The organism is Halalkaliarchaeum sp. AArc-CO (assembly GCF_024972735.1).
GTDB lineage: Archaea > Halobacteriota > Halobacteria > Halobacteriales > Haloferacaceae > Halalkaliarchaeum.
Genome location: NZ_CP087723.1, coordinates 1,683,556 through 1,709,660, shown reverse-complemented (window position 1 = coordinate 1,709,660; position 26,105 = coordinate 1,683,556). Strand labels below are relative to the sequence as shown.

Genomic DNA, 26,105 nt, shown 5'->3' with positions numbered 1-26,105 from the left:
CCCCGGCGGCGCTTTCACCTCCGATCGGTTACTGGGCGTCGACCACCGCGACTCCGGCGAGGTTGACGATGTCTTTCACTTCGTCGCCCCGCTGGAGAACGTGGACCGGTTTTTCCATGCCGACGAGCATCGGGCCGATCGCCTCCGCGCCGCCGAGCCGCTGGAGCAGCTTGTAGCCGATGTTGCCCGCCTCGAGGTTCGGGAAGATCAGCACGTTCGCCGGCTCCTCGAGTTCGGCGAACTCGTAGGTGCCGTTCAGGATCTCCTCGACGACGGCGGTATCCGCCTGCATCTCCCCGTCGACCGGGAAGTCGACCTCGGGATCCTGATGGAGCATGTCGACTGCACGCCGTGGTTTCCGGGTCCCCTCGTTGTCGACGCTGCCGAAGTTGGAGTACGACAGCATTGCCGCACGCGGTTCGACGTTGAACCGGCGTGCGAGTTCGGCAGTGTGGCGCGTGACCTCCGCGAGCACCTCCTCGTCGGGGGACTGGTTTACGGTCGTGTCCGCACAGAACACGACGCGGTTCTTGAACGTCAGCATGTACACGCCCGCGGCGTAATCGGTGTCCTCTGCGGTTCCGATCACCTGCAGGGGCGGCCGAAGCGCGGACGGGTAGTGGTGAGTGAGGCCGGTGAGCAGGGCGTCGGCGTCTCCCTGTTCGACCATTACGCTTCCGAAGTAGTTGGAGTCGCGCTTGATCAGCTCCTCGGCCTCGCTTCGCGTGATCCCCTTCCGCTTTCTGAGTTCGTAGAGCCGCTGTGCGTACTCCTCGTGGTTCTCCTTTCGCGGATTGACGACGGTCGGCGAGAAGGCGAGCCCCAGTCGCCGTGCCGTCTTTTGAATCTTCTCTTCGTTGCCGAGCAACAGGGGCTCTGCGATCCCCTGTTCTTCGAGCTGGTAGGCGGCACGGATCATCTTCTCGTCGGTCCCTGACGCCAGCGCGACCCGCTTGGGATCGCTTTTCGCCTTGTTCAACACGACCCGCATCATCTCCCGGGACTTTCCGAGGCGAGCTTCGAGCCGTTCGACGTACGCCTCGATGTCGATCTCCTTTCGGGCGGCCCCAGACTCCATCGCCGCCCGTGCGACCGCCGGCGCGACCTCGAACAGCACCCGCGGGTCCAGCGGTTTCGGGATGACGTATTCGGGACCGTACTGGAGCGGCTGATCGCCGTAGGCTTTGACGACGGCGTCGGGCACGTCCTTTCGCGCCAACTCCGCGAGCGCCCGTGCGGCCGCCCGCTTCATCTCTTCGTTGATCTCGGTCGCGCGAACGTCCAATGCTCCCCTGAAGATGAAGGGGAATCCCAGCACGTTGTTCACCTGATTCGGATAGTCCGATCGGCCGGTCGCCATGATGACGGTGTCCTCGCGGGCGGCTTTCGCCGCCTCGTAGTCGATCTCCGGGTCCGGGTTGGCCATCGCGAACACGATCGGGTCTGCGGCCATCGACTTGATCATCTCCGGGGAGACGATCCCGCCGATCGACAATCCCACGAACACGTCCGCGCCGCGCATCGCGTCCGCGAGGTCGCCCTCCGGTACGTCGCGGGCGAACTCCTGTTTGTACTTGTTGAGTTCTACCGCCCGCGACTCCGTGATGATGCCCGAGGAGTCACACATCGTGATGTTCTCCTTTTTCGCTCCGAGCGAGACGTAAAAGCGGGCGGTCGCGATCGCGGAAGCGCCCGCGCCCGAAAAGACGATCTCTATGTCCTCGATCCGCTTGTCGGTGATGTCGACCGCGTTCAACAGCGCGGCGCCGGAGATGATCGCGGTGCCGTGCTGGTCGTCGTGAAACACCGGGATATCCATCTCCTCGTGGAGCCGGGTTTCGATCTCGAAACACTCCGGGGCCTTGATGTCCTCGAGGTTGATCCCCCCGAACGTCGGCTCCATCGCGGCCACAGATCGGACGAAGTCGTCGGGATCGGCGTGATCGAGTTCGACGTCGAACACGTCAATGTCGGCGAAGCGCTTGAACAGCACACCCTTCCCCTCCATGACGGGTTTCGACGCCTGTGCACCGATGTTCCCGAGCCCGAGCACCGCCGAGCCGTTCGAAACGACGCCGACAAGGTTCCCCTTCGCGGTGTAGGCGTACGCCTTCTCGGGGTCGTCGTCGATGTCCATGCAGGGCGCAGCGACACCGGGCGAGTACGCGAGACTCAGATCTCGCTGGGTGTTCGTCGGTTTCGTTGTCGATATCTCGATTTTCCCCGGCGGATCTCGCCGGTGGTACTCGCGGGCGTCGTCTTCCAGTCCCATGGTGGGACGTCCCTGCGGGCAAGTAAAAATCTATGTATCGGTGTCGAATGATTTATTCGTCGAACGTCGAACAGGCCCGCGCTGTCGATCGGTCCCGACGGTGTCGGCTTCCAGTTTTGTACTGTCCGGACCGTCGAGAAATCGTTCCAGCGGGACGCATGCGCCGGGCGAGCGCGCGAACCCAGAGTAAAAACGTCGTCGTCAGTACTTCGGCTCCGCGCCGGTGGTCTCGTAGATCCGATCCATGATCCCGTCGCGCCGGCGCTGCCACTCCCGGAACCCGTCCGGCGAGGAGGGGTACCGTTCGTACTCGTCGATGAGTTCGTCGGCGAGCGACTTCGTTTCGTAGAAGTTCCAGATCTGCCCCCAGTACCCGAAGCTCTGTATCGCCGTCTTCAGTTTGAGTCCGAGCCCGACCGACGTCGTCCCCGAGTACAGCGCTTCGGCGAGTTTCTCCCCGGGCAGCGTCGCGAGAAGCCCCATCAGGTCGTCGACGTCGACCGCTGTCGAGAGGATGTTGTACACGTCGAGCCCGGCGTATCGTCCGCCGAAGTGGTCCATCACTCGTTCGTTGTACTTCCACAGTGCCCCCTCCGAGACGTCACCGTCTGTGATCGCTTCGACTGCCTCCTCTGCGGCGTACTTGCCTGCGTAGGCGGCGCCGGCGATCCCGCCGCCGGTCGTCGGGTTGACGTGTGCGGCGGCGTCGCCGACCGCCATGAATCCGGGGGCGACTGCGGAGTCGTACGGTCGCCGGGTGGGAAGCGCCGCGCCGAGTTTGTCCGTCACCGTCGCACCGGAAAACTCCGGTCGGTTCTGGAGGTCCCGTTTCAGGTCCTGCACCAGCTTCATCGGCTCTTCGTTCATCTGGAATCCCAACCCGGCGTTGATCTCCGTCTCCGTCCGGGGGAAGTACCACAGATACCCCGCCGACCGTTCTGTCGGTTTGAACACCAGCGCGTCGTCCCACTCGACGGGTTCGGGAACCTCTACGATCTCCCGATAGGCGGAGCTGAACTGAGAAAACGAGACGTTCGTGTCGAAGGTCCCCTCGGAGAGATCGGCCGCGTCCTGCAGGATCGACAGCGATCCTGCGCCGTCGATCACCACGTCCGCGTCGTACTCGACGACGTTGCCGTGTTTTTTCCCGCGAATGCCGGTGACGCGCCCGTCGTCGGTCTGTTTCACGTCGGCGACGACCGTCTCGTAATCGATCTGGACGCCTGCGTCGGTCGCCCCGTCGATGATCCGTTTCCCGTACTCCCACCGATCGATCACTGCGAGTTCCCCCGGGACGGGGATCTCGAGTACAGTGTCCTCCTGTGGGATCTCGAACCGACCGTGATCGACCGCAGGGTTGGTGATCGCCGGCTCGATCTGGGACTTCGGGATCGCGTCCGGGAACGCGTCCGCTCCCTTGAGGGCGTCTCCGCAGGCGATATGTCCTGCCTCCGATTCGTTTTTCCGTTCGACAATACAGACGTCGAGCCCTTCGCGTGCGGCTGTGGCGGCGGCGTAACAGCCGGCGGTGCCCGCGCCGACCACGACCATGTCGTACTCCTGGGCGGTCATTGCACTGTTGTGACTGCCGGGGGAGCAAAACTCTTTATCCCGAATTGCGTCGGGGAGTCACGGTCAGGAACCTGCTACGGCGGCCTTCATTCTGCGCGGGCAGCAGCTTCGACGGCACCTTCGATGGCGTCCCGCGCGCTGGCGACCAGCTCTTCGACGTCGTCGCTTTCCGCGTACAACCGGACGTACGGCTCGGTCCCGCTGGGACGAACGAGCAGCCACGAATCGTCGGGAAACGACAGTCGGATCCCGTGCTCGGTGGAGACGTTCGACGCGGGGAACGCCGCCGGTAGCGTCTCGGAAAGCTGCTCCATCGCACCTGCTTTCCGGTCGTCCGGGCAGTCGACGCTCACCTTCCGATACGGTCGCGCGGACACCGGGGCACAGAGCCCATCCAACCCCTCGCGGGCGACCAGACACGACGTTACGGCGGCGCTTGCGACGCCGTCGATCCAGCCGCCGAACGCGGTGTGGATATGTTTCCACGGCTCCGCGGCGAAGACGACGTCCCCACCGTCGGCCTCGACAGTCGCGATCCCCTCGTGGAGAGCACCCAGCCTGACGCGCTCGACGCGCCCACCCGCCGCCCGAACGCGCTCGTCGATCCGGCTCGAGGCGTTCGGCGTCGTTACCACGACCGGATCGCTCGATCGGGCTCCCGGTTCGTCGGCTGTCGACCGCCGGACGTACTCTTCGGCCAGAATCGCGAGGATCGTGTCTTCGTGAATCACCTCCCCCTCGGGATCGACGACGACGATCCGGTCGGCGTCCCCGTCGTGGCCGATCCCGAACGCGACGTCGTCGGCGTCGGCGAGGAACCGGCGCAGATCGGACAACGATTCCGGGGTGGGTTTGCTCTCCCGCCCCGGGAAGTGACCGTCGACGTTGCCGTTGAGGGTGAGGACGGTCGCACCGAGCTCGCGCAACACCTGCGGCGTGGCGAGCGACGCCATCCCGTTGCCACAGTCCACGGCGACTCGCATCCCCGCAAGCGGCGGTTCCTCGTCGGATCCGACTCCGCTGAACGACGCCGCGTATTCGACGACTGCTCGCCGATACGCCGGAAGAACGCTCGTCGTTTCCGCTTTTGTCCAGTCGTCCCACGCGGCCGGTTCAGTTCCCGCCGCGATCGCCTCCTCGAGTTCTCCCTCCAGTTCGCGGTGGAACTCGCTGCCGTCCGCAAACAGCTTGATGCCGTTGTCGTGTGGTGGGTTGTGCGATGCGGTGAGCATCACACCGCGGCGCCCGCGCGAGGCGTACGCGAGCGCCGGTGTGGGGAGCTGTCCCGCCCGCAGGGGACGGGCCCCGGCCGAGGCCACCCCGGCCTCCATCGCCGCCGAAAGCGCCGGACCGGTGTCCCTGCCGTCACGGGCGATCACCACCTCGGGCGGGCCGCCCGTTTCCGATCTCCGCCCGAGGCCGGTCCCGGCGTCCTGCTCTCCGATTCCGGTTCCGACCGCCTGCCCGACCGCCAGTGCGAGCCGTGGAGTCACTCGAGTGCGTGCGTCCCCCCGGATACCCGCGGTCCCGAACAGATCCATACACGTGCATCGAACGCGGGTAACCTGAGTCCGTCGGTTCGAATACCTATAAGTGAATCAAGGGGTGAGAGTAGCGTATGAGCGAGCAAACGCGAGCGCACGTGTACGTTTCGGGGAACGTACAGGGAGTGTTCTACCGGGCGAACACGCGTGATACGGCGAGAGAACTCGGCGTCGACGGCTGGGTTCGGAACCTCGAGGACGGCCGGGTCGAGGCCGTCTTCGAGGGGTCCGAACCGGCGGTCGAGCAACTGGTCGACTGGTGTCACGAGGGCAGCCCCGCCGCCGACGTTTCGAACGTCGACGTCGAGTACGAACAGCCCACGGGACTAGATGGGTTCGAGGTCAGGTGGTGATTCAGTGACCACCAACCACGTTCTGGTTCACGTGTTCGCGTATCCGTGGTTCCTCGTCGGCACTGTCGGCGCTGCGGTGCTCGGGTACGGCGGATACATGCTCCTCGAAGGGGCCTTTTTCAGTGGGGAGTCCGTCACCGGGGAACCGCTCATGATCGCGCTGTTTGCACTCATCGGCGGATTGATTCTCATGATCCTCGGCTGGACGAAGGCCGCACGGCTCGCGTTCGAGTTTTGAACCGTCGGGCCGACGATCACGGAAACGAAAAATCGAAGCCGTCGTCGCCGATCAGGCGAACAGGACCGCCGCCACCGCCTGCGCCGTCTCGATGACCGGGCCGATTCCCGGCAGCAGCAGTACGGTCGCCACGGCAGCGAACATGATCGCCGCGTAGATCCCGGTCGGTCGGGAGCCGACCGCATCGAGGCTCCCGGTGGGGTCGTCGATCCACAGCGCTTTCACCACGCGGCTGTAGAAGTACAGCGACAGCGCGCTGTTCACCGCGCCGACCGCCGCGAGGTAGACGAAGCCGTTCTGGATCGCGCCCGCGAACAGGAAGTACTTCGAGAAGAAGCCGCCGAAGGGCGGCAGCCCCGCGAGCGAGAACATGAACACCGTCATCGCGACGCTGGCCATCGGGGCCTTCCGGGCGAGACCGGCGTAGTCGTCGTACGTCCGCCCGACGCCCCAGTACTCGACCATGGCGACGAACAGGAACGCCCCGGTGTTCATGAACCCGTAGACGAGCAGGTGGGTCATCGCCGCACCCATCACGTCCGCGTTGTGGGGACCGCCGGCGGAAAGCGCCGCGAGCCCGATCAGCGCGTAGCCCGCGTGCCCGACCGACGAGTAGGCGAGCATCCGTTTCACGTTCTCCTGGACTGCCGCCGCGAAGTTACCGACGGTCATCGTCAGGACCGCCAGAATCGCAAAGGCGAGCGCCCAGTCGACGTTGATCGCGGCCGCGGTCGCAAGCGGGAACGCTTCGACGAACACCCGGAACGCCACCACGAAGCCGGCGGCCTTCGAGGCCGACGAGAGGAAGGCGCTCACCGGTGCGGGCGCGCCCTCGTACGCCTCCGGCGCCCAGAAGTGGAACGGGACGGAGGCGGTCTTGAACGCGAACCCGCCGAGCACCATCAGGATACCGATGCCGGCGACGCCGGCCAGCCCGTCGACGTCGGCGAGGCCGGCGGCGACCTCCGGCAACAGCAGCGAGCCAGTCGCGGCGTACACGAGCGAGATCCCGAACGCGAATATCGCAGACGAGACCGCGCCGATGAGGAAGTATTTCGTCCCCGCCTCGATGCTGCCCTTGTCACTCTTGAGGAACGCGACGAGGGCGTACGACGGCAGCGACGCCAGTTCGAGTGAGACGAACACCGTCGCCAGCGAGTTCGAGACGGCCATCAGCGCCATCCCGGACGTCGCAAACAGCACGAGCGAGTAGAACTCGGCGGTGTTGTCGAGGTCTTCGAGGTAGTTGAAACTCGCGACGACGACCATCGCCGCGACGGAGGCGAAGATGGCGGTGAAGAACAGCGCCATTCCGTCGACGACGATCGCGTCACTGAAGAACGTCACCGCGCCCCCGTTTACGGCGTCCCCGGCGACGAGATACCACACCGAAAACGCCAGCGCAACGAGCGCGCCGGTCGCCGATATACCCGCGAACAGTCCGTTAGACGGGTCGTCGGGGCGGATCGCGTCGACCGTCAACAGCAGGAGTGCCGTAAGGATCAACACGACCGGCGGCGCGAGCGCGAACCACTCCGAGGCCGCCATCACCGATTCGGGTGCCACCATTACAGTCCACCTCCGTTCTCGACGAGCGGCATAACTGCGTCCCTAATCATCTCGAAGAACAAGTCGGGGACGACCCCGAGCACGATGATCGCCGCGAGCAGCGCCGCAAGCGGCAGCACGTCGTGAACCGGAGCGCGCCCGACGTCGTAGTCGGCTTCCAGCCGGTACGGCCCGAACAGCGTCTTCTGCATCGCAAACAGCAGGTAGCCGGCGACGATGACGATGCCGAACATCGCAAGCGCCGTAAACAGCGGCATCAGTCCGGCGGCGGCCGGCGAGCCGAACGAGCCCACGAAGATGAAGAACTCGCCGGCGAATCCGGCCATCAGCGGCAGGCCCATGTACGCGAACGCGCCGGCAACGAGGATCCACACCGCGATCGGCATCCTGTCTGCCATCCCGGACATGTCGGTCACCATCCGGGTGTGGGTCGCGTTGTACACGACGCCGACCGCCATGAACATCAGCCCCGAGATGAGGCCGTGGGCGATCATCTGGAACGTCGCGCCGCCGACGCCGTACTCGGTAAACGCGACGAGTCCGAGGATGACGTAGCCCATCGACGACACCGACGAGTAGGCGACGATCCGCTTGAGGTCCTGCTGGGCAAGCGCGAGCATCGCACCGTAGATCACGCTGAGCACCGCGATGATCGCGATCGGGATCGCGAGCGCGGACGCCTGCTCGGGAAGCATCGTGAAGTTGAACCGGAGCAGCGCGTAGGTGCCCATCTTCAACAGGACGCCCGCCAGCATCACCGACACCGGCGTGGGCGCCTCGACGTGGGCGTCCGGCAGCCAGGTGTGAAGCGGGACGACCGGCACCTTCACCGCGAACCCGAAGAACATTGCGACGAACGCTGCCGTAAGCAGCGTCGACGGCGCCAGGCCGAGGATGGGGTCGATCTGTCCTGCCGCGATCGCGGCGGTCGTCTCCGGCAGACCGAACGTCTCGACCGGCAGCGAGAAGACCAGCGCCATGTAGCCGATGAACATTACTAGCGACGCCACGTTCGTGTACACGAAGAACTTGATCGCGGCGTACTTCCGGCGCGGGCCGCCCCACACGCCGATCAGGAAGTACATCGGCAGAAGTACTGCCTCCCAGAAGACGAACCACAGGAAGAAGTCGAGCGCGACGAACACACCAAGCAGGTTCGCCTCCATGAACAGCATGAGGCCGTAAAACTGGCTCTGGCGTTCGTCGATCGGCGTCCAGGCGCTCACGATCGAAAGCGTCGTGAGGAACGCCGTCAACACGACCAGCGGCAGACTGATGCCGTCCAGTCCGACGAACCACTGAATCTCGTAGCCCGCGAACTCGACCCACGTCGCCTGCGTCTCGAACGCGAGCGTCCCGTCGGTAAGCGCGTTACCGGCGGCGTCGAATCCTCGCCACAGGAGTAGACTGCCCGCAAGCGGGATCAGGCTCAGTGCGAACGCCAGCTTTCCGGCGTACTCGTCGGGCGACAGCAGCACGACGAACGCCGAGAGGAACGTCACGGCGAGTAGCGCTTCGAGCATCACAGGAACCACCCCCCTGCGACGCCGAGGATCACGATCAGCGCTACGAGCCCGAGTGTAAGCAGCGCAGCGTAGTTGGTCACCACGCCGGTCTGGAGCCGCCGAACGCGGCTCCCTGCAGCGAGGCTGACCGAGGAGATGCCGTTGACGACGCCGTCGACGACGCCCTGGTCGAACCGATCCGCGGCGCCCGCGACGTCTGCCGCCCTGTTCGCCAGCCAGACCTGGTATTCGTCCTGGTAGTAGTTGTTGTACAGCACGTCTTTGACCGTTCCGAGTTTCTCAGTGTGTTCGGTCGGCTCGGGGACGTTGTACAGCTGCCAGGCGACGAGCAGCCCGAGCACTGCCAGCCCCAGCGACACGCCGGCCGCGACGATCACGGTTACCTCCGGCGAGTCCGCGATCGTGCCGGCGGAGAACGCAATGAGATCGTTGTAATGCGAGTAGCTCACCGCAGGGAACCCGGAGTCGAGCCACTGTGTGAGATAGTCCAGCTGGATCCCGGTGAGCTTCTGGACCGGGACCATGTTGACGAAGCCAGCGACGACCGCCAGCACGCCGAGCACCACGAGCGGGAACTTCACGTTCCAGCGCACGCCGTGGGGGTCCTCGGCGAGGTCACTCCGGGGCTCGCCGTGGAAGGTGAGAAACACCATCCGGAAGGTGTAGAAGGCGGTCACCGGTACGGCCAAAAGCCCCATCACGTACGCACCGAGCAGGAGCGGTTCGTTCAGGCCGTGAACGAACGCCTCGTACAGCACTTCGTCCTTCGACCAGAAGCCGGCGAACGGGAAGATGCCCGCGAGTGCGAGCGACCCCGCGAGGAACGTCCAGTAGGTGACCGGCATCCGGTCTTTCAGGCCGCCCATGTCCCACATGTTCTCGTTGTGGTGCATCGCGATGATCACCGACCCGGCGCCGAGGAACAGAAGCGCCTTGAAGAACGCGTGGGTCATCAGGTGGAACGTCGCGGCCACGTAGGAGCCGACACCCAGCGCGAGCATCATATACCCGTACTGGGAGATCGTCGAGTAGGCGAGCACCTGCTTGAGTTCGTCCTTGACGACGCCCATCGTCGCCGCGAACAGCGCGGTGAACCCGCCGACAAAGGCGATGATCGCCAGCGTGGTCGGGGTCACTGCATAGAACCCGTAGATCCGCGCGACGAGGTAGACGCCGGCGGCGACCATCGTCGCGGCGTGGATCAGCGCCGACACCGGGGTCGGGCCTTCCATCGCGTCGGGCAGCCAGGTGTGCAGCGGGAACTGCGCGGACTTGCCGACGACGCCGCCCAGCACGAGCAGGCCGACGATCGTCAGCCAGGTCTCGACGCCCAGGTCGCCGGGCGTCCAGATCGTCTCTTCGCCCTGCATCGCGAGATCGGCCAGTTCGGGGAACGAGCCCGCGCCCGCGAACTGGGCGGTGCCGAACGTCGCGAAGACGGCAACCACGCCGATCAGGAAGAAGTAGTCGCCGAACCGCGTAACGAGGAACGCCTTCTTTGCGGCACTGGGCGGACCTGCCTCGCGGAACCAGAAGCCGATGAGGAGGTACGAACACAGCCCCACCAGCTCGAAGAACATAAACGCCATCAGCAGGTTGTCCGCCACGACGAACCCGAGCATCGACGCCGTGAACAGCCCGAGTCCGGCGTAGTACCTCGGGAGGTCGCGTTCCCCCTCGTCGTTCATATAGCCGAGGCTGAACACGTGGACGAGGAAGGCGATCAGCGACACGATCACGAGCATCAGCGCCGAGAGCGGATCGATCAGGATTCCGAACGTGAGCTCGTAGGTGTCGGCCGCGGCCCACGTGTACAGCGTTTCCTGGATCGGGTCAGCCCCCAGCGCGAGCGACGCGCCCACCCAGATCGAAAACAAAAGCGATCCGGCGGTCGCGGCGATCCCGGCGAAGGCCCCTTTCTTCGGCAGCAGTCGTCCAGCGAACACGCTGATGACGAACGCCACGAACGGCAACAACACGATCGCCGGTACGTAGTCGAATGCAGCCATGAATTTACCACCTCATCGTTGCGGCTTTGGTCACGTCCAGTTCACCGAAGTTGCGATACAGCACGAGGATGATGCCGAGCCCGACGGCGACTTCCGCGGCCGCGAGCGCGATTACGAACAGCGTGAACGTCTGTCCGGTCATGTTCCCCCAGTACAGGGAGAACGCGACGAAGTTGATGGCCGCCGCGTTCAGCATCAACTCGACAGACATCAGGAAGTACAGTGCGTTCCGCCGCGTCAAAACACCGAACAGACCGATGGAGAAGACTGCGGCCGAAAGCAGCAGGTAGTATTCCGGTGACACCATCAGACGTCACCCCCTTCGGAAGCGCCCCCGTCGGCGGCCGTCGCAGCACCGCCGGCAGGTGCAGCGTCCGATTCGTCGTCTGTGCCGCCGAAGCCGGTCTCGAACCGACCACCGTCCTCGCGTTTGGCGAGGAAGATCGCCGAGTCGATCGCGACGTCGAGGGCGATCGCGATGATCAGGAACGCCGCGAGGAAGCCTTCAGCGGGGATCCCGCCCAGCTCGAGATCGAACAGGGCGTATCCGAGGTTCATCACGAGCGACTCTCCCTCCGGAAAGCCCGCGGCGGCCCCGAACGGTGCGGTCACGAAGACGACCGCCATCACGACGAACAATGCGACCGCGGCCAATCCCGGCAGTAGCCGGTTGCGTCCTGTCATGCCGTTACCACCTCCGTTTCGTTGCGCGTCAGCATCACGGCGAACGTGATGAGCACCAGTACCCCGCCGACGTACACGAGGATCTGAACCGCGGCGAGGAACTCCGCCTGCAACATCACGTAATGCACCGCGACGCTGATCAGCGCGCCGCCCAGCATCAACACGGCGTTGAACACGTTCCGTGCGAGGACGACGCCCAGGCTGAACCCCACTGTCACCAGGGCGAACAGCGCGAACGCGACGATTTCATATACCATTGTGTTAAGTGTGCTTGAGGTATCCCTTTGAAGATTACGAGTCCGATCGCCGCTGTCACCGTGCGGGAATCGGGCCCCCGGCTGCGGCGACCCTTTGAACCCACGGGCGAATCGGTCCCGTACTCTTACTGGTAGTCGATCTCCCCGTCCCCTTCGCCCACCCAGGCGCTTTTGTCCGATTCGCGCGCCTGGAGCGGGTCAATCCCCTTATACCAGGGTACGTTCTTCAGCTGTTCTTTATTGTAGGCGAACTCGTGTTTGCTGTCCGCCGTAAACTCGAAGTTCTGCGTGAGCAGTATCGCGTCGGTCGGACAGACCTCCTCGCACAGCCGACAGTAGATGCACTGTCCGATGTGGAGGTTGTACTGTTCGCCGTTTCGCTGGTCGTCCATCACGATCTGGATCGTGTCGTTCGGACAGACGCCTTCGCACTGACGACACCAGATACATCGCTCCTGGCTGTACTTGTGGACTCCGCGGAAACGCGGGCTCACTTCCGGCTCCTCTTCCGGATATTTCACTGTGAACTTCTTGCCGTCCAGTGCGTGTTTCATCGTCACCGCCATCGATTTGAGCAGTCCGATCATATCAGACGATCACCCCCACGATAACCGCGGTCAACACGAAGTTGGCGAGCGCGAGCACGAGGAGTCCCTTCCAGCCGATCTCGATCAGCTGGTCGATCCTGACCCGCGGAATTGCCGAGCGGAGCCACTGGGTCAAGAGGAAGAACGCCCAGATCTTGATGATGAACCAGACGAAGCCCGGCAGGACCGGTCCTGCCGGGCCACCCAGGAACACCGTCGCCAGTATCGCACCGCCGAGGAAGATGTGCAGGAACTCCCCGAGGTAGAACAGCACGAAGTAGACGCTGGAGTACTCGGTCTGGTAGCCTGCGACGATCTCGGTCGGCGCCTCCGGAATGTCGAAGGGGTTGCGTCCGATCTCGGCCATGCTCGCCGTAAGGAACAACACGAACGCGAACGGGTTGACGATCGCGTACCACGCCGGGATCTCGAAGCCGGCGATCGTGACGAGTGCGGTCTGCTGTGCGGCGACGATCTCGCCCAACTGGAGCGTTCCGGCGAAGATCACCACCGACATCGCCGCGAGGATCAGCGGGATCTCGTAGGCGATGTTCTGAGCGACCGCACGCAGTGATCCCAGAAGCGAGTACTTGTTGTTCGAGGCGTACCCACCCATCACGAGCGAGATCGACGCGATGGACGCGAACGCGAACACCAAGACCAGTCCGACTTCCGGATCGGCCAGATGGATGTTGAACGGTCCGAGATCACCCATCGGAATAACCGCGAAGCCGAGAATCGCCGACGCCGGCAGGATCAACGGCGCGAGATCGTACGACGGGCGTTCGACGCCGTCGGGAATGATGAGTTCCTTCGACAGCAGGCGAACCGAGTCGACGATGATCGTCCCGAGGCCCCACGGTCCGACCCGTTCGACCGAGTACCGGTCGGTGAACGCCGCGGTGATTTTCCGTTTCGCCCACGGGCCGGCGAGAGCGGTCATGCTCAGCATGACGACCGCGACGAACGCCGCCCCGATGGCGCCTCCGACGACGGCACCGAGCAACCCCTCGAGCCCGAGCAGATCGGCGATCTGTTCGGGGAACAGCTGGAGGGGCGTCACCGGTCCACCTCCCCGAGAACGATGTCGAGGCTACCCAGCGACGCGACCATGTCCGGGATGTACTCCCCGGTGGACATCTCCGGCAGGGTCTGCAGGTTGGAGAAACACGGGCTCCGAATCTTGAACCGGGCGGGCTTGTCGGTCCCGTCCGAGCGGATGTAGATGCCGAGTTCACCTTTTGCACCCTCGACTGCCCGGTATATCTCCTTGTCCTTCTCGGGCTTGAGGGTCCGCGGGACGTTCGCCTGGATGTTGCGCTCGTCTTCGGGCCAGTCTTCGAGCAGGTCGACGCACTGCTCGATGATCTTCGCGGACTCTTCGACTTCCTTCATCCGGACGAGCACCCGACTGTAGTTGTCACAGCCGTCCATCGTGATGACGTCCCAGTCGAGCTCGTCGTAGTAGCCGTACGGGTCGTCACGGCGGAGGTCGTAATCGACGCCGGAGCCCCGAACGATCGGGCCGGTGGCGCCGTAGTTTTTCGCGACCTCCGGCGGGAGCACGCCGGTGTCGATCGTCCGCATCTGGAAGATCTCGTTGCTGGTGACGAGGTCGTTGAACTCCTGGATCGCGACCGGGAGCTCGTCGAGGAAGTCCCTGGTCATCGAGAAGAACTCCTCGCGGGGCTCCGGGATGTCCCAGACGACTCCGCCGAGCCGGAGGTAGTTGAACATCAGCCGCTGGCCGGTAAGCTCTTCGAGGATGTTCTGTACCTTCTCGCGCTCCTTGACGGCGTACATGAAGATCGCCGTGAAGTCGCCGTACACGTCGAGCCCGAACGTTCCAAGCGCAAGCATGTGCGCAGCGATCCGAGTGAGTTCGGCGCTCATCGTCCGGAGCACCTGCGCGTACTCGGGGACCTCGATGTCCGCCAGATCTTCGGCCGCTCGCGCGTACGCCCACTCGTTCAATATTCCGCCGGGTGTGTAGTCCCAGCGATCCGGGTAGGGCATGATCTGGTGGCGATAGGTGCCCTGCTGACACATCTGCTCTTCACACCGGTGGAGGTAGCCGATGTCACATTCGACGTCGGCAACCTGCTCGCCGTCGAGCACGCACTTGAGGTGGAGCACCCCGTGGGTCGCCGGGTGGTGGGGACCGATGTTCAGGAACATCGTGTCCGCCTCGGCGTCCATGTGATCCTCCTGTAGCGGGTTGGCGTGTTCCCGCAGTGGGACGATCTGGGGCTGGTTGCCGTCGTAGTCCATCGACAGCGGATGTCCCTGCCAGGTCTCGGGAAGCAGGATCCGTCTGAGGTCGGGGTGATCGTCGTACTCGATCCCGACCAGGTCGTACGCCTCCCGCTCGTGCCAGTCGGCCGTCCTGAACACTGGCTCGGCCGATTCCGAGACGGGTCGGTCCTTGTCGGCGGGAACGACCACGTCGACTTCCTGGGTCGGATCGTCGAACTTCTTCAGGTGGTAGATCGACTCGTAACGGTCCTCGTACTCCTGGGCGGTCACACACGAGAGGTGGTCGAAGCCGGCCTCCTCCTTGAGCAGCGAGAGCGTGTCCTGAACGTGATCCGGGCGGATTACGAACCCGGGAGCGTTGACGTGATCGTCGCGTTCGAGCACCAGATCACCCAGCAGCGACTCCAGTTCGTCGGGCTCTTGCTGTGCGATGGGTTCCGGTCCGGTTTCGGTCGTCTGTTTTTCCATGCTCATGGCGAATCAGCCCAGTTGTAACGCATCACCAGATCGTCCTCGTCGATCTGTTCGGCCAGCTTGTCGACGATCTCGTCCCGTTCGAGGTCGCCGAACTGCTCGAGCTCGTACGGCTTCACTGTGACGGGGCTGGACTCGCCGTTCGCGATGCGCTCTTGAAGCTTCGCGATCGCGTAGATGAGCGCCTCGGGTCGGGGAGGACAGCCGGGAATGTGGATGTCGACCGGAATGACTTCCTCGGCGCCTTTGACGACGTTGTACCCCTCCTGGAAGGGGCCGCCGGAGATAGTACACGATCCCATTCCGACGACGAATTTCGGCTCGGGCATCTGGTCGTACACCCGCTTCATCCGCGGAGCGAACTTCGATACCACGGTCCCGGGAACGATGATCACGTCCGCCTGCCGCGGAGAGGCGCGCGGGACGCCCGCATGAAAGCGGTCGAGGTCGTGTTTGACCGCGTAGGTGTGCATCATCTCGATGCTGCAGCAGGCGATCCCGAACTGCAGCATGAACATCGACGACCCCCGCGCCCAGTTCATGAACTTGTCGAACTTCGTGAGAATGAACGGCGAGGAACCGAGCGCGTCCCGCAGGGGGGAGTTAAATCGGTTGTCCTGTCCCGTCATCCGGGCGTCGCGAGTGTCCGTCTGTACCTTCGATTCGTCGGCGACGAACGGTTCTCGTTCCGTGCTCATTGTGCATCACGCTCCGTCTTCCGTCTGGTCGCCCGCGGTGATTTCACCCACTGTACCGCGCCGATGCGCCACGCCCACACGAGACCGATGACCAGGATGCCGACGAAGATCAACATCGGGGCGAGCAGCTGCATCGCCGGGACGCCTTGCTCCAGCGCCGGACGATACACCAGCACCCACGGGAACAGCATGACCGTCTCGATGTCGAACACGACGAAAAGCAGCGCAACCATGTAGTATTGGATGTTGAATCGCAGCCTCGCCGTGCCGGTCGGCACCTCACCGCTCTCGTATATGGCGGTTTTACCTTGTTCGGGCACACTCGGCCGGATCAGGGCGGATATCACCATCATCGACAGTCCGATGACGAGTCCGACCACCGCGAGCGCGCCAATCGCTATCCAGCTCATTAGGGGAGTTCTCCGTAACGCTCGAGGGTTGGATGGCCCAATATATAAGGGTTGATTCTTAGTCGAGAACGTGTTTAAATCACCGTGAGGAACCGACCCACGGCTGTCAGTCGTGTCGGAAGCACCGCCGACCGGTGAACGCCATCGCCATCCCGTGATCGTCGGCGGCCTCGATCACGTCGGCGTCGTTGACGGAGCCCCCCGGCTGGATCACCGCTTCGATTCCGGACTCGGCGGCGTCTTCGATCCCGTCGGGGAACGGGAAGAACGCGTCCGAAGCCATCACCGCACCTTCGGCGGATTTCCCGTCGGCGTCCTTTTCGGCTTTCATCGCGGCGATGTTCACGGCGTCGACCCGACTGACCTGGCCGACACCGAGTCCGACCGTCTCCGTCCCGGTCGCGAAGACGATCCCGTTCGATTTGACGTGTTTGAGTGTCTTCCAGGCGAACAGCATCGTTTCGATCTCCGCGTCGGTCGGCTCCCGTTCGGTGACGACTTCGAGCTCCTCGGCCGACGGGGCCCACTCGTCGCGTTCCTGGAGGAGGCGTCCGCCCACGATCGGCTTTTCGGTCATCGGTGGCCGGTCCGTCTGTTCGGCGGTGGTTCCGTCGGTCGATCCCTCGCCGAACGGACCGACGTCGAGCACCCGAAGGTCCGTGCGCTCGCCCAACACCGCGATTGCGCCGTCGGTGTATCCAGGAGCCACCACGACCTCCTTGAAGGAGTCGACGATTCGCTCTGCAGTCTCGACGTCACACGTTCGGTTGAGCGAGACGATCCCTCCGAACGCGGACTTGGCGTCCGTTCTGAGCGCGCGGTCGTAGGCGTCCGCGAGCGAGTCGGCGGTCGCACAGCCGGCCGGATTCGCGTGTTTGATTACGGCGGCGGCCGGATCCTCGAACTCCCGTACGAGCCGCAACGCGGCGTCGGCGTCGTTGTAGTTGTTGTACGACAGCGCCTTTGCCCCGGGATTGCGTTGCTTGGCGTCCACTACGTTCGGCTCCTTGCAGGTCGGATCCGCATAGACAGCCGCCTCCTGATGGGGGTTTTCCCCGTAGCGAAGCCTGCGAACCCGGTCGCTGGAGGCGATCCGGCGTTCCGGAAACGCGTCGTCTATGTCGCCGTCGACGTGGACGTGCGTGGGTCGACCGTCCCCGTCGTGACCGACGACCACGCGGTCCTCGGCGAACCAGCGTACTGCCCGTGGATACGCGACGTATTCGGCACGCTCGAGCACTCGTCGTTTGAGAGTCGATTCGTCGTCGTCCGCGTACACCGGCACCGGTTCCTGGGTCACGATCGGCCCGCCGTCCACCTCCTCGGTGACGACGTGGACCGTACAGCCGGAGGTACGGACGCCCGCTTCGAGAGCGTCCTCGTGGGCGTTCGCGCCGGGAAACGCGGGCAGAAGCGACGGATGGACGTTGAGAGTTACCGGCACCTGGTTCAGGAACTCATCGGTCAACACCCGCATGTAGCCGTCGAGACACACCAGATCGAAGTCGTACGCTTCGAGACGCTCGAGCAACCGGCGCTCGTGAGCGATCCGCGACTCGCCGTCGTCCCGTTCGACTACCTCGGTGGGAATTCCGCGCTCGGAGGCCGACTCCACCACGGGCGCCCCCTCGTGGTTCGTGACCACGACGGTGAACTCGGCACCGCCGGGCGCGAGTTCGTCGATCCGAAGCAGGTTCCGTCCCCGATTGCTCGCCAGTCCAGCGAGTTTCACCATGTGTGATCACTCCCCGTGCCTTCGGAAAACCGTTCCGGTCGTCCCCTCCCTTGTCTCGAGAAAATACGCACGTTCTCGGATACATACCTGTCATTATTGCAGCTACTACCGGAGTATATGCACGCCCGTGGCCACCGAGAGCTGGCCGCACCGACAGCCTTTTGCGCGTCCCGACGGCACGAGCGGGCATGCCCACAGACACCGAGCCGTCGACCTGGGGGACGGGTGCGCTGTCGGACCTCCCGCGATCGGATCCGCTCGCGGCCGTTTCACCGCTGGACGGACGTTATGCGGGGAGAACGACGCCGCTGTCGCCGTACGCGAGCGAGGCGGGGCTGATGCGGGCCCGAGTCCACGTCGAGGCTGCGTATCTCCTCGCGCTGGCCGATCTCGATGCGATCCCGCTTTCGCTCACCCGGGACGACCGGGCCGCGATTCGGGACGCCGTCGAAGGGTTCGACGCCGAGGACGCCCGCCTCGTAAAGCGGCTCGAAACGAAGGGGTCCCACGGGTACGAGCCGACGAATCACGACGTGAAAGCAGTCGAGTATTTCCTCAGGATCCATCTGGAGGCGGCAGACGAGATCGAGGACGCAGAACGGCTGTACCCGTGGATCCACTTCGGGCTGACCAGCGAGGACGTCAACAACCTCGCCCACCGTCTGCTCGTCCGTGACGCTCTCGAGGACGTGGTGCTCCCGGCGATACGTGACGTGCGAGAGAGGCTGGCGTCGATGGCTCGCGACCACCGCGACGTCCCGATGCTTGCACGCACGCACGGTCAGCCTGCGACGCCGACCACGTTCGGCAAGGAGATGGCAGTGTACGCCGCCAGAACCCGCGAGACCGAGGCTCGACTCGTCGCGGCCGTCGACAGTCTCGCGGGCAAGCTCGCCGGCGCGTCGGGAACCTACGCCGCCCACCACGCGGCCTACCCGGACGTCGACTGGCGGTCGTTCTCGCGGTCGTTTGTCGAATCGATCGGACTCGATCACCGTCCGCTCGCGACGCAGGTGAACCCCTGTGACGACCTCGCGGAGCTGTTCGACGCCGTCCGGGGTGTCAACAACGTTCTGCGGGACCTGGCGCTCGACGCCTGGCTGTACGTCTCCGACCGGTATCTCGGCCAGGAGGCCACCGAGGGGGAGACGGGCTCCTCGACGATGCCGCACAAGGTGAATCCGATCGACTTCGAGAACGCGGAGGGGAATCTCTCGAAGGCGAACAGCGACCTCACGTTCCTCGCCGACTACGTGACCACCTCCCGACTCCAGCGTGACCTCTCGGACTCGACGGTGAAACGGAACGTCGGTGCCGCCCTGGCGCACTGTCTGATCGCCTACTCGAAACTCGCGGACGGGCTCGAGAAAGTGACGCCCAACGAGCGGGTGATGCGCGAGGAGCTCGAGGCAACTCCCGAGGTGATCGGCGAGGCTGTCCAGACGATTCTCCGGCGGGAGGGAGATACCGAGGCGTACGAACGAGTAAAGGAGCTCACTCGGGGGCAGCGCGTCACCCTCGAGGCGTTCCGTGAGCTGTTCGCCGAACTCGACGTGGACGAGTCGGTGCGTGCGGATCTACAGGAGCTGTCGCCGGCCGGCTACACGGGTCTTGCCGACGACCTCGTCGACGAACTCGACTGAGCCACGTCGGTTGGTCGATTTCGCTTTCACCGAGTCCGCTCAACGGTGTCCGAGAAGCTCCTCGACCGTTTTCGACAGCGCCGTGGCCGCCTGCCGAACTGACGCGACACGGACGTACTCTCGATCGGCGTGAGCAACTGGCCCGTTCTCGTCTGCGAGACTTCCCGGGCCGAACACGACCGTCGGGGCGGGGGCGAAATAGGACGCCTCCGTCGCGGCGGCGAACGGGCGGACGTTGCCCCCGTCCCCGGTCGAAGCTGCAGCCTTCGAGAGCGTTTCCACCAGTTCGTGATCGGGGTCGGTAGCGAACGACTCGAGGAACGGCGACGGACGATCCGTGAGGTCGAACGAGACACCGACGTCGTCCGGTATCGCGTCACGGACAGCGGTCTCCAGCGCAGCTTCGAACTCGGCTGCGGTTTCCGGGGGGATCGGACGACGGTCGACGACGAGGTGACACGACGCCGGCACCTGGTTCGTCGACTCGCCGCCGTCGACGGTCGTCGGGACGAGCGAGGGGGAACCCAGCTGCGGATGCGACTTGGACCCCTCGTCGAACTGCCTGATCGCGCCGAGGGCGCCCTCCAGCGCAGCAACCGCGTTGACTCCGCTTTCGGGCTCCGCGGCGTGGGCTCCCACGCCGTCGAGATCGATCGTCCCCTGGAACCGCCCCTTCGCTGCGGTACAGACGTCGAGTTCGGTCGGCTCGCCGACCACGTACATGTCCCCTGCGAGCGTGTCGTCGGTGCCCGGCAGGCGGCCGGTGAGCCCGGCCGCACCGGTCGAAAGCGTCTCCTCGTCGGGGGTAACCGCGAGGGTGAGTCGACCGGTTTCGGGCCGGGCCGAGATGAACGCCGCAAGCAGCGCCGCGAGCGGGCCCTTGGCGTCGCAGGCGCCACGACCGCGGATCACGTCGCTCCGGTCGTCGCCGGTTCCGGCCCGGTCCCGTTCGAAGGGGACGTGTGGGGATACCGTGTCGAGATGCGTGTTGAAGACCAGGTGTGGGCCGGCCTCGGGTGCCCCCGACTGTTTCCGGGCGAGCGTGTTCCCGTGGTCGTCGGTGGTCACCTCGACGGAGGGATTGGTGTGGCTCCGGATGGTTTCCACGAGCAACGCGGTGACGTCCTCGACACTCTCATTGGACGGTCGTTGTACTGCGTCTTCGAGGAACGCGATCGGATCGAACTCCGGGGAGTGTTCATTCACGGATACGAAACGGGGGAAACGCTGTCGTCACTTGGCTGACCCTTCCGCGGCCGGCGGTTCTCCCGGCTCTTCGGCGACGCCCGGAAGCACCGTCCCGGTGAACTCCCGCTCGACTGGACCGGACAGGTGTGCCGGCTCGCCGTCGGGGACTCGGACTCGCAGCTCACCGCCCGAGGGACGCAGGTCAACGACGTCTCCCTCGACGATCCCGAGGTGAACCGCGACTGCGCCGATGGCGACCGCGCCGGTCCCACACGACCGGGTTTCTCCTTCGACCCCCCGCTCGTAGGTTCGCTGTTCGAATGTTGCAGCTCTGTCTTCTGTGTCCCCCGTGTCCGTGGATTCCTCGACGCGGGAGGCGACGTTCACGTTCGCCCCGTCGGGGAAGACGTCGGCGTGTCTGATCGGTGGAGCGACCGACTCGAGGTCGATTTCGTAGACGTCGTCCACGAAGGCGACGGCGTGTGGGACCCCGGTGTCGACAGCAGTAACGGTCAGCTCCCCAATCTCGCGTTCGATCACGCTCTCGTCGAACCTGGGCGTCCCCATTTCGATCTCGACGCATCCCTCGCCCGGTTCGTCGGGTTCGACCGTCGCGTACCGGGTCCCCGCCATCGTATCGATCATGAACTCCGTCTCGCCGGTGCGTTCGTGGGCCCACTGGGCGGCACATCTGGCGCCGTTGCCGCACATCGCCGCCACCGAGCCGTCCGGCTGGACGAGCGTCATGACGACCCGGGCTGGGGTAAACTCCGGGGAGAGGTCCAGAAAGAGGACGCCGTCGGCACCGACCCTGGGTTCGGAGACCACACCTTCGGGGAGGGCCGATCCGGAACCGCCGTCGAGTGCGGTCGCACCGCCGTCCGGCCTGGACGGGTGGTCGTCCCCGTTCTGTAGGCGGGAGACGCCATTCTTTCGGTCACAGACCGTCGTCGCGAACGCCCGTCGATCCGGGATCCCCCGGACGGCGGGGTGGCTCGCGTCGACGACGACGAAGTCGTTTCCTGCTCCGTGGTACTTCTCGAACGGGGCTGCGTGGGTTTGGCTCATTCGTAATCCTCCAGTGGCTCGATCGGTCGCTCGACCCGGGTGAGGTCCTCGACGGTTTCCCGCTGCCGGACCAGACAGGGGCCGGACGCGTCGGAACCGTCGACGGCGACTTCCGCCGGACGGGGGCGAGAGTTGTACTGACTCGCCATCTCGTACCCGTAGGCTCCGGCGATCCCCACGGCGAGGACGTCACCGCGCTCGGGCCGGGTGAGCGGACGATTGTCACAGAAGACATCGGCACTTTCACAAATAGGTCCCGCGACTGTGGCAGGTATCGCCTCCTGGCATCGACCTGCTGACAGGTTCGCGATCGGATGGTAGGCGTCGTACAGCGCCGGACGGAGCAGGTCGGTCATCCCGGCGTCGACGCCGACGATCGTCGTTTCGGCGGTCGGCTTGACCGTGTTGACCCGGGTCAACAGCACGCCGGCGTCCGCGACGACGTACCGGCCGGGTTCGATCGCGAGGCGCGCCCCATTGCCGTTTCGCCCCGGAACGGAACCGAGTGCGTCCCTCGTGGCCGCAGCGACCGCAGCCAGATCCAGCGGCGGTTCCTCCTCTCGGTACGGGACGCCGAACCCGCCGCCGACGTCGACGTATTCGAGTCCGGGATACTCCACCTCGTTGAGCCGGTTGGCGACTGTCCGGGCTAGCTTCCCCATTCGGTCGACGAGTTCGCGGTGGTCCGCGAGGTCGTCTCCGGCGATCCCGGACCCCGCGTGTGCATGAAGCCCGACGAGATCGAACCGTTCCGCGGCGTCGATGGCGGCCTCCGACGCGCGGGTACGCGGGACGCCGAACTTCGCGTCCCCCCCGGTCCGGACCTTCTCGTGGTGGCCGGCGCCGATTCCCGGGTTGACGCGGAGACAGATCCGGCCGTCGAAGCCTCGTTCCTCGAGTCGATCGAGGGTGTCGGTCGCGCCGACGGTGACAGTGAGGTCGGGATGGGATTCCCACGCGGAAACGACCGCATCGAGGTCGTGGGCGGGTGGATTCACCGCGGTGTAGTGGAGCCGGTCTCCGGGGAAGCCGGCAGCGAGAGCGCGCTGAAGCTCGCCTGCGGAGGCACACTCGGCGTCCAGCCCGGCGCGTCGGACTGTCTCCAGGACCGAACGTCCGGTGTGTGCCTTGACAGCGTATCTGACGTCCGCTTCCGGGAACGCTTCCCGGAGCCGATCGCAGTTTTCCGTGACGCGCCCGAGGTCGACGACGTACAATGGAGTGTCGTACTCCTCGGCTAACCCTTCGAGTGCGTTCGCGTTCCAGTCGTCGAGTCGACGGATTGGATCGTCGTGGTCCGGGATCCGGTCGTCGTGGTCCGGGATCCGGTCGTCGTTCGTTCCGGCCATCTCACTCCCGCAGCGTTCCCTCCCGCCGCGTCGCTTCCAGGGTCTCTTCCTCGACGTGAGTGGCAACGACGGCGGGTTTGTACGCGCCACCCTCCAGCAGGTCGTGGTCCGACACCGACGACTCCACGTATCGCGTGAACGCTCGACGGTTCGCTGGCAGGTGGCCGTAGACGACCTCCTCCTCTACCAGGTCGTACACCGGAATTCGAGGGGTGAGAAGCGTGTTCTCCCCGACGACGCTGTTCTTTCCGACTCTGAAGCCGGAGGTGACTCTGCAGCCGGCACCCAGCGAGACGCCGTCCTCGACGATCACCGGGGCGTCCTCGATCGGCTCCAGCACGCCGCCGATCAGCGTGTTGGCTCCCAGTTTTACGTCTTCGCCGATCTGGGCACACGAGCCGACGGTGTCACAGGAGTCGACGAGCGTCCCGTCGCCCACCGAGGCGCCGACATTGACGAACGCTGGGCTCATCACGATGCAGTCGGCGCCGAGGTGGGCCCCGCGACGAATCACCGTCCCGTCGGGCGTGTTTCTCGTCCCTCGATCGCCGAGATCGTCGGTCCGGCGAAGCGGGAGCACGTCGTAGTAGGTAACTCCGCCGTACTGTCTGGGTTCGGTCTCGCGGAGGCCGAAGTTGAGCAGAACTCCACGCTTTACCCATTCGTTTGCCTCCCAGCTTTCGACGCCGTCGCCGGTTTTGACGGCGGCGCGGATCTCACCCGCCTCGAGGGATTCGAGGAACGCCTCGAGGGTAGCCAGGTCGTCGTCGGTCGCCTCGGCGGCGGTCAGTCCGTTGTCGTATCGGTTCCACAGGTCGTCGATTGCAGATTCGAGCGTCATGTATCGTCTCCCTTCGTATCGTCTGTCGTCGGTGGCTTCTCGTTTCGTTCCGCGGTCTGCTTGCCGTTCGAATCGCTGTTCGGGTGGTCGTCTACGACGTCGGCGAACTCGTATCGCCCCGCCTCCTCCTCGGAGAGCCAGGCGGCTGCATCGAGCGCGCCCGCCGCGAACACGCCCCGGTCGCCGGCTCGATGAGTGAGTTCGAGTGCCTCCCGGTTGCCCGCAAGAAGCAGTTCGTGCTCTCCAGTTACGTCTCCAGCTCGGCGGGCGTGGACGCCGATCTCGCCGGCTGTTCTGGGCTGGTCGCCCTCCCGGCCGTGTACCCGACCGGGCGCGTCCTCTCCGTCACCGACGATCGCCTCGACGTCCTCGAGGATCGTCTTGGCGGTGCCCGACGGCGCGTCCCGCTTGCCGTTGTGGTGTGTTTCGGTGAGTTCGACGTCGTAACCGGGGAGCGCACGGACCGCCTCCTCGACCGCCCGACGGAGCGCCAGGATCCCGCGGGAGAAGTTCGACGCCACGAGGACGGGAACCGATTCGCTCGCCCGGTCGAGTCGCTCGCGGTCGGTCTCGTCGAAGCCGGTCGTCCCTGTGACGATCGGGACGTCCGCCGCGACGCACGCCTCGGCGTACTCGACGGTCGCCGCCGGCGCGGTGAAATCGACGAGGACGTCCGGCTCGGTGTCCGCGAGCGCTTCCGCGAGATCCTCGCGTCCCCCGACGGTCCGAACGGGGTGGTCCCTGACGTCGTCGACAGCGGACCTGTTTACCGCGAGCGCGACCTCGACCCCGTTCCGGTCGCTCGCGAGTTCGATCACCTCCCGCCCCATTCGGCCGCCGGCACCGGTGACCGCGATGCAAACGGGGGTAGTGCCACCGTCGGTTTCGACCGGCGTGTCGTCCCGCGTCACGGGTTCGGCACCTCCGGCGGTTCCGTCGCGTCCAGCTGTGCGAGTACCTCCCTGACGTAATCTCGATTCTCCGGAGTGAGTCGCGTCAGCGGCGATCGGATGTAGTGGCTGGTGTGGCCTCGAATGTGCATGGCTTCCTTCACCGGGATCGGGTTGGTTTCGACGAACAGCGCCCGCATCAGCGGGCCGAGCTCGTGGTGGAGCCGCCGGGCGCGGTCGTAGTCGCCTGCAAGCGCCGCGCCGACCATCGCACAGGTTCGTTCGGGTTCGACGTTGGCGACGACGCTTATCGTTCCGGTTCCACCGACCGAGAGGATCGGGAGCGTCATGCCGTCGTCGCCCGAGAGCACATCGAACGACTCCTCTCGGGTCCGTTCGACGATCTCGGAAATCTGGTTGAGGTCGCCCGAAGCGGCCTTGTAGCCGGCGATGTTGGGGTGTGAGGCGAGTTCGACGGTCGTATCGATGGGGATGTTCTGTCCCGTTCGGGAGGGGACGTTGTAGACGATCTGTGGCAGATCGACCGCATCGGCGATCGCGGTGTAGTGTTCGTAAAAGCCCTGCGCCTCCGGCTTGTTGTAGTACGGCGAGATCAAAAGCAGGCCGTCGGCCCCCGACTCTTCGGCGCGCCGGGAGAGATCGATCGCCTCGTGGGTGGAGTTCGAGCCGGTGCCGGCGATGACCGGGACGTCCTCGACGGCTGCGACGACGGTTTCGACGACTTCCGCGTGTTCGTCGTGGGTGAGCGTCGCCGATTCACCGGTCGATCCGACCGGGACCAGCCCGTCGACGCCGGCGGCCTCCAGTCGGCGGGCGTCGGCTGCGAGCGTTTCGTGGTCGACCTCGTTGTCGTCGGTAAACGGCGTCACCATTGCGGGGTAGACGCCTTCGAAGTGTGTTTCTGTCATTGTGATCTCGGGT

The 26,105-nt window shown here is 65.0% G+C and carries 24 protein-coding genes; 3 read left to right on the top strand and 21 right to left on the bottom strand.

The window, feature by feature from the left end; all coding sequences use genetic code 11:
* Positions 1–28: 28 nt before the first annotated feature.
* The 3 genes from AArcCO_RS09125 to AArcCO_RS09115 form a co-directional block, all read right to left on the bottom strand.
* Entirely contained in the window at positions 29–2,272 is a 2,244-nt protein-coding gene (locus tag AArcCO_RS09125) for an NADP-dependent malic enzyme (protein ID WP_259533116.1), read from the bottom strand.
* A gap of 201 nt (positions 2,273–2,473) precedes the next feature.
* A complete protein-coding gene (locus AArcCO_RS09120) occupies positions 2,474–3,844 on the bottom strand; it encodes a geranylgeranyl reductase family protein (RefSeq protein WP_259533115.1) in 1,371 nt (456 codons plus the stop codon).
* A gap of 86 nt (positions 3,845–3,930) precedes the next feature.
* Positions 3,931–5,385: a phosphohexomutase domain-containing protein gene (locus AArcCO_RS09115; protein WP_259533114.1), complete on the bottom strand. Its 1,455-nt coding sequence runs from the start codon at positions 5,383–5,385 to the stop codon at positions 3,931–3,933.
* Between the two features lie 77 nt (positions 5,386–5,462).
* On the opposite strand from AArcCO_RS09115, the gene AArcCO_RS09110 reads away from it, so the two are divergent.
* Both AArcCO_RS09110 and AArcCO_RS09105 read left to right on the top strand, forming a co-directional pair.
* Positions 5,463–5,741, top strand: coding sequence for an acylphosphatase (locus tag AArcCO_RS09110; protein ID WP_259533112.1), 279 nt, complete (start codon positions 5,463–5,465; stop codon positions 5,739–5,741).
* A gap of 4 nt (positions 5,742–5,745) precedes the next feature.
* Positions 5,746–5,979, top strand: coding sequence for a DUF8132 family protein (locus tag AArcCO_RS09105; protein ID WP_259533111.1), 234 nt, complete (start codon positions 5,746–5,748; stop codon positions 5,977–5,979).
* Between the two features lie 51 nt (positions 5,980–6,030).
* Here the strand turns inward: AArcCO_RS09105 and AArcCO_RS09100 are convergent, their stop codons facing one another.
* From AArcCO_RS09100 to purN, 12 genes are all read right to left on the bottom strand, one after another.
* On the bottom strand, positions 6,031–7,548 hold the full coding sequence (locus AArcCO_RS09100; RefSeq protein ID WP_259533110.1) for an NADH-quinone oxidoreductase subunit N: 1,518 nt from the start codon (positions 7,546–7,548) through the stop codon (positions 6,031–6,033).
* Positions 7,548–9,071, bottom strand: coding sequence for a complex I subunit 4 family protein (locus tag AArcCO_RS09095; protein ID WP_259533109.1), 1,524 nt, complete (start codon positions 9,069–9,071; stop codon positions 7,548–7,550). The genes AArcCO_RS09100 and AArcCO_RS09095 overlap by 1 nt, the downstream gene beginning before the upstream one ends.
* Positions 9,071–11,083: an NADH-quinone oxidoreductase subunit L gene (nuoL, locus tag AArcCO_RS09090; protein ID WP_259533108.1), complete on the bottom strand. Its 2,013-nt coding sequence runs from the start codon at positions 11,081–11,083 to the stop codon at positions 9,071–9,073. The genes AArcCO_RS09095 and nuoL overlap by 1 nt, the downstream gene beginning before the upstream one ends.
* Positions 11,084–11,087: 4 nt before the next feature.
* Positions 11,088–11,390, bottom strand: a complete 303-nt coding sequence (nuoK, locus tag AArcCO_RS09085) for an NADH-quinone oxidoreductase subunit NuoK (protein ID WP_259533107.1) — start codon at positions 11,388–11,390, stop codon at positions 11,088–11,090.
* Positions 11,390–11,767, bottom strand: a complete 378-nt coding sequence (locus AArcCO_RS09080; protein WP_259533106.1) for a proton-conducting membrane transporter — start codon at positions 11,765–11,767, stop codon at positions 11,390–11,392. The genes nuoK and AArcCO_RS09080 overlap by 1 nt, the downstream gene beginning before the upstream one ends.
* On the bottom strand, positions 11,764–12,024 hold the full coding sequence (locus AArcCO_RS09075; protein WP_259533104.1) for an NADH-quinone oxidoreductase subunit J: 261 nt from the start codon (positions 12,022–12,024) through the stop codon (positions 11,764–11,766). Before AArcCO_RS09075 ends, AArcCO_RS09080 begins: the two co-directional genes overlap by 4 nt.
* A 125-nt stretch (positions 12,025–12,149) precedes the next feature.
* Positions 12,150–12,611, bottom strand: coding sequence for a NuoI/complex I 23 kDa subunit family protein (locus AArcCO_RS09070; protein WP_259533103.1), 462 nt, complete (start codon positions 12,609–12,611; stop codon positions 12,150–12,152).
* A gap of 1 nt (position 12,612) precedes the next feature.
* Positions 12,613–13,674, bottom strand: a complete 1,062-nt coding sequence (locus tag AArcCO_RS09065; protein WP_259533102.1) for a complex I subunit 1/NuoH family protein — start codon at positions 13,672–13,674, stop codon at positions 12,613–12,615.
* A complete protein-coding gene (locus AArcCO_RS09060) occupies positions 13,671–15,341 on the bottom strand; it encodes an NADH-quinone oxidoreductase subunit D (RefSeq protein ID WP_259533101.1) in 1,671 nt (556 codons plus the stop codon). Before AArcCO_RS09060 ends, AArcCO_RS09065 begins: the two co-directional genes overlap by 4 nt.
* A complete protein-coding gene (locus AArcCO_RS09055; RefSeq protein ID WP_259533100.1) occupies positions 15,338–16,039 on the bottom strand; it encodes an NADH-quinone oxidoreductase subunit B in 702 nt (233 codons plus the stop codon). The genes AArcCO_RS09060 and AArcCO_RS09055 overlap by 4 nt, the downstream gene beginning before the upstream one ends.
* Positions 16,036–16,449, bottom strand: coding sequence for an NADH-quinone oxidoreductase subunit A (gene ndhC / locus AArcCO_RS09050; protein ID WP_259533099.1), 414 nt, complete (start codon positions 16,447–16,449; stop codon positions 16,036–16,038). Before ndhC ends, AArcCO_RS09055 begins: the two co-directional genes overlap by 4 nt.
* A 106-nt stretch (positions 16,450–16,555) precedes the next feature.
* Positions 16,556–18,184, bottom strand: coding sequence for a phosphoribosylglycinamide formyltransferase (gene purN / locus AArcCO_RS09045; RefSeq protein WP_259533098.1), 1,629 nt, complete (start codon positions 18,182–18,184; stop codon positions 16,556–16,558).
* A 188-nt stretch (positions 18,185–18,372) separates the two neighbouring features.
* On the opposite strand from purN, the gene purB reads away from it, so the two are divergent.
* Positions 18,373–19,827, top strand: a complete 1,455-nt coding sequence (purB, locus tag AArcCO_RS09040) for an adenylosuccinate lyase (protein WP_259533097.1) — start codon at positions 18,373–18,375, stop codon at positions 19,825–19,827.
* 39 nt (positions 19,828–19,866) lie between these two features.
* On the opposite strand, the gene AArcCO_RS09035 is transcribed toward purB, so the two are convergent.
* Genes AArcCO_RS09035 through dapA form a run of 6 tightly spaced genes read right to left on the bottom strand, consistent with a single transcriptional unit; the run spans position 19,867 to position 26,092 of the window.
* Positions 19,867–21,033 carry a M20 family metallopeptidase gene (locus tag AArcCO_RS09035; protein ID WP_259533096.1) on the bottom strand — a complete coding sequence of 389 codons (1,167 nt, stop codon included), beginning with the start codon at positions 21,031–21,033 and terminating at the stop codon, positions 19,867–19,869.
* 27 nt (positions 21,034–21,060) lie between these two features.
* Complete coding sequence (gene dapF / locus AArcCO_RS09030; protein ID WP_259533095.1) at positions 21,061–22,083, bottom strand: diaminopimelate epimerase; 1,023 nt, start codon at positions 22,081–22,083, stop codon at positions 21,061–21,063.
* Positions 22,080–23,432, bottom strand: coding sequence for a diaminopimelate decarboxylase (lysA, locus tag AArcCO_RS09025; protein ID WP_259533094.1), 1,353 nt, complete (start codon positions 23,430–23,432; stop codon positions 22,080–22,082). Before lysA ends, dapF begins: the two co-directional genes overlap by 4 nt.
* Position 23,433: 1 nt before the next feature.
* The gene (locus AArcCO_RS09020; RefSeq protein WP_259533093.1) at positions 23,434–24,273 is read right to left on the bottom strand and encodes a 2,3,4,5-tetrahydropyridine-2,6-dicarboxylate N-succinyltransferase; all 840 of its coding nucleotides are present in this window, start codon (positions 24,271–24,273) and stop codon (positions 23,434–23,436) included.
* Entirely contained in the window at positions 24,270–25,184 is a 915-nt protein-coding gene (gene dapB, locus AArcCO_RS09015; RefSeq protein ID WP_259533092.1) for a 4-hydroxy-tetrahydrodipicolinate reductase, read from the bottom strand. The genes AArcCO_RS09020 and dapB overlap by 4 nt, the downstream gene beginning before the upstream one ends.
* Positions 25,181–26,092 (bottom strand): 4-hydroxy-tetrahydrodipicolinate synthase, encoded by a 912-nt coding sequence (dapA, locus tag AArcCO_RS09010; protein WP_259533091.1) that lies wholly within the window; start codon positions 26,090–26,092, stop codon positions 25,181–25,183. The genes dapB and dapA overlap by 4 nt, the downstream gene beginning before the upstream one ends.
* Between the last annotated feature and the right edge of the window lie 13 nt (positions 26,093–26,105).

Coding starts and splice junctions, on each gene's coding strand:
- nuoK (WP_259533107.1), bottom strand. CDS start 11,390: ATGGTGTCACCGGAATACTACCTGCTGCTTTCGGCCGCAGTCTTCTCC.
- ndhC (WP_259533099.1), bottom strand. CDS start 16,449: ATGAGCTGGATAGCGATTGGCGCGCTCGCGGTGGTCGGACTCGTCATC.
- AArcCO_RS09110 (WP_259533112.1), top strand. CDS start 5,463: ATGAGCGAGCAAACGCGAGCGCACGTGTACGTTTCGGGGAACGTACAG.
- AArcCO_RS09070 (WP_259533103.1), bottom strand. CDS start 12,611: ATGATCGGACTGCTCAAATCGATGGCGGTGACGATGAAACACGCACTG.
- nuoL (WP_259533108.1), bottom strand. CDS start 11,083: ATGGCTGCATTCGACTACGTACCGGCGATCGTGTTGTTGCCGTTCGTG.
- AArcCO_RS09120 (WP_259533115.1), bottom strand. CDS start 3,844: ATGACCGCCCAGGAGTACGACATGGTCGTGGTCGGCGCGGGCACCGCC.
- purB (WP_259533097.1), top strand. CDS start 18,373: ATGCCCACAGACACCGAGCCGTCGACCTGGGGGACGGGTGCGCTGTCG.
- AArcCO_RS09100 (WP_259533110.1), bottom strand. CDS start 7,548: ATGGTGGCACCCGAATCGGTGATGGCGGCCTCGGAGTGGTTCGCGCTC.
- AArcCO_RS09075 (WP_259533104.1), bottom strand. CDS start 12,024: ATGGTATATGAAATCGTCGCGTTCGCGCTGTTCGCCCTGGTGACAGTG.
- AArcCO_RS09020 (WP_259533093.1), bottom strand. CDS start 24,273: ATGACGCTCGAATCTGCAATCGACGACCTGTGGAACCGATACGACAAC.
- AArcCO_RS09060 (WP_259533101.1), bottom strand. CDS start 15,341: ATGAGCATGGAAAAACAGACGACCGAAACCGGACCGGAACCCATCGCA.
- AArcCO_RS09095 (WP_259533109.1), bottom strand. CDS start 9,071: ATGCTCGAAGCGCTACTCGCCGTGACGTTCCTCTCGGCGTTCGTCGTG.
- lysA (WP_259533094.1), bottom strand. CDS start 23,432: ATGGCCGGAACGAACGACGACCGGATCCCGGACCACGACGACCGGATC.
- dapF (WP_259533095.1), bottom strand. CDS start 22,083: ATGAGCCAAACCCACGCAGCCCCGTTCGAGAAGTACCACGGAGCAGGA.
- AArcCO_RS09125 (WP_259533116.1), bottom strand. CDS start 2,272: ATGGGACTGGAAGACGACGCCCGCGAGTACCACCGGCGAGATCCGCCG.
- purN (WP_259533098.1), bottom strand. CDS start 18,184: ATGGTGAAACTCGCTGGACTGGCGAGCAATCGGGGACGGAACCTGCTT.
- AArcCO_RS09115 (WP_259533114.1), bottom strand. CDS start 5,385: ATGGATCTGTTCGGGACCGCGGGTATCCGGGGGGACGCACGCACTCGA.
- AArcCO_RS09055 (WP_259533100.1), bottom strand. CDS start 16,039: ATGAGCACGGAACGAGAACCGTTCGTCGCCGACGAATCGAAGGTACAG.
- dapA (WP_259533091.1), bottom strand. CDS start 26,092: ATGACAGAAACACACTTCGAAGGCGTCTACCCCGCAATGGTGACGCCG.
- AArcCO_RS09080 (WP_259533106.1), bottom strand. CDS start 11,767: ATGACAGGACGCAACCGGCTACTGCCGGGATTGGCCGCGGTCGCATTG.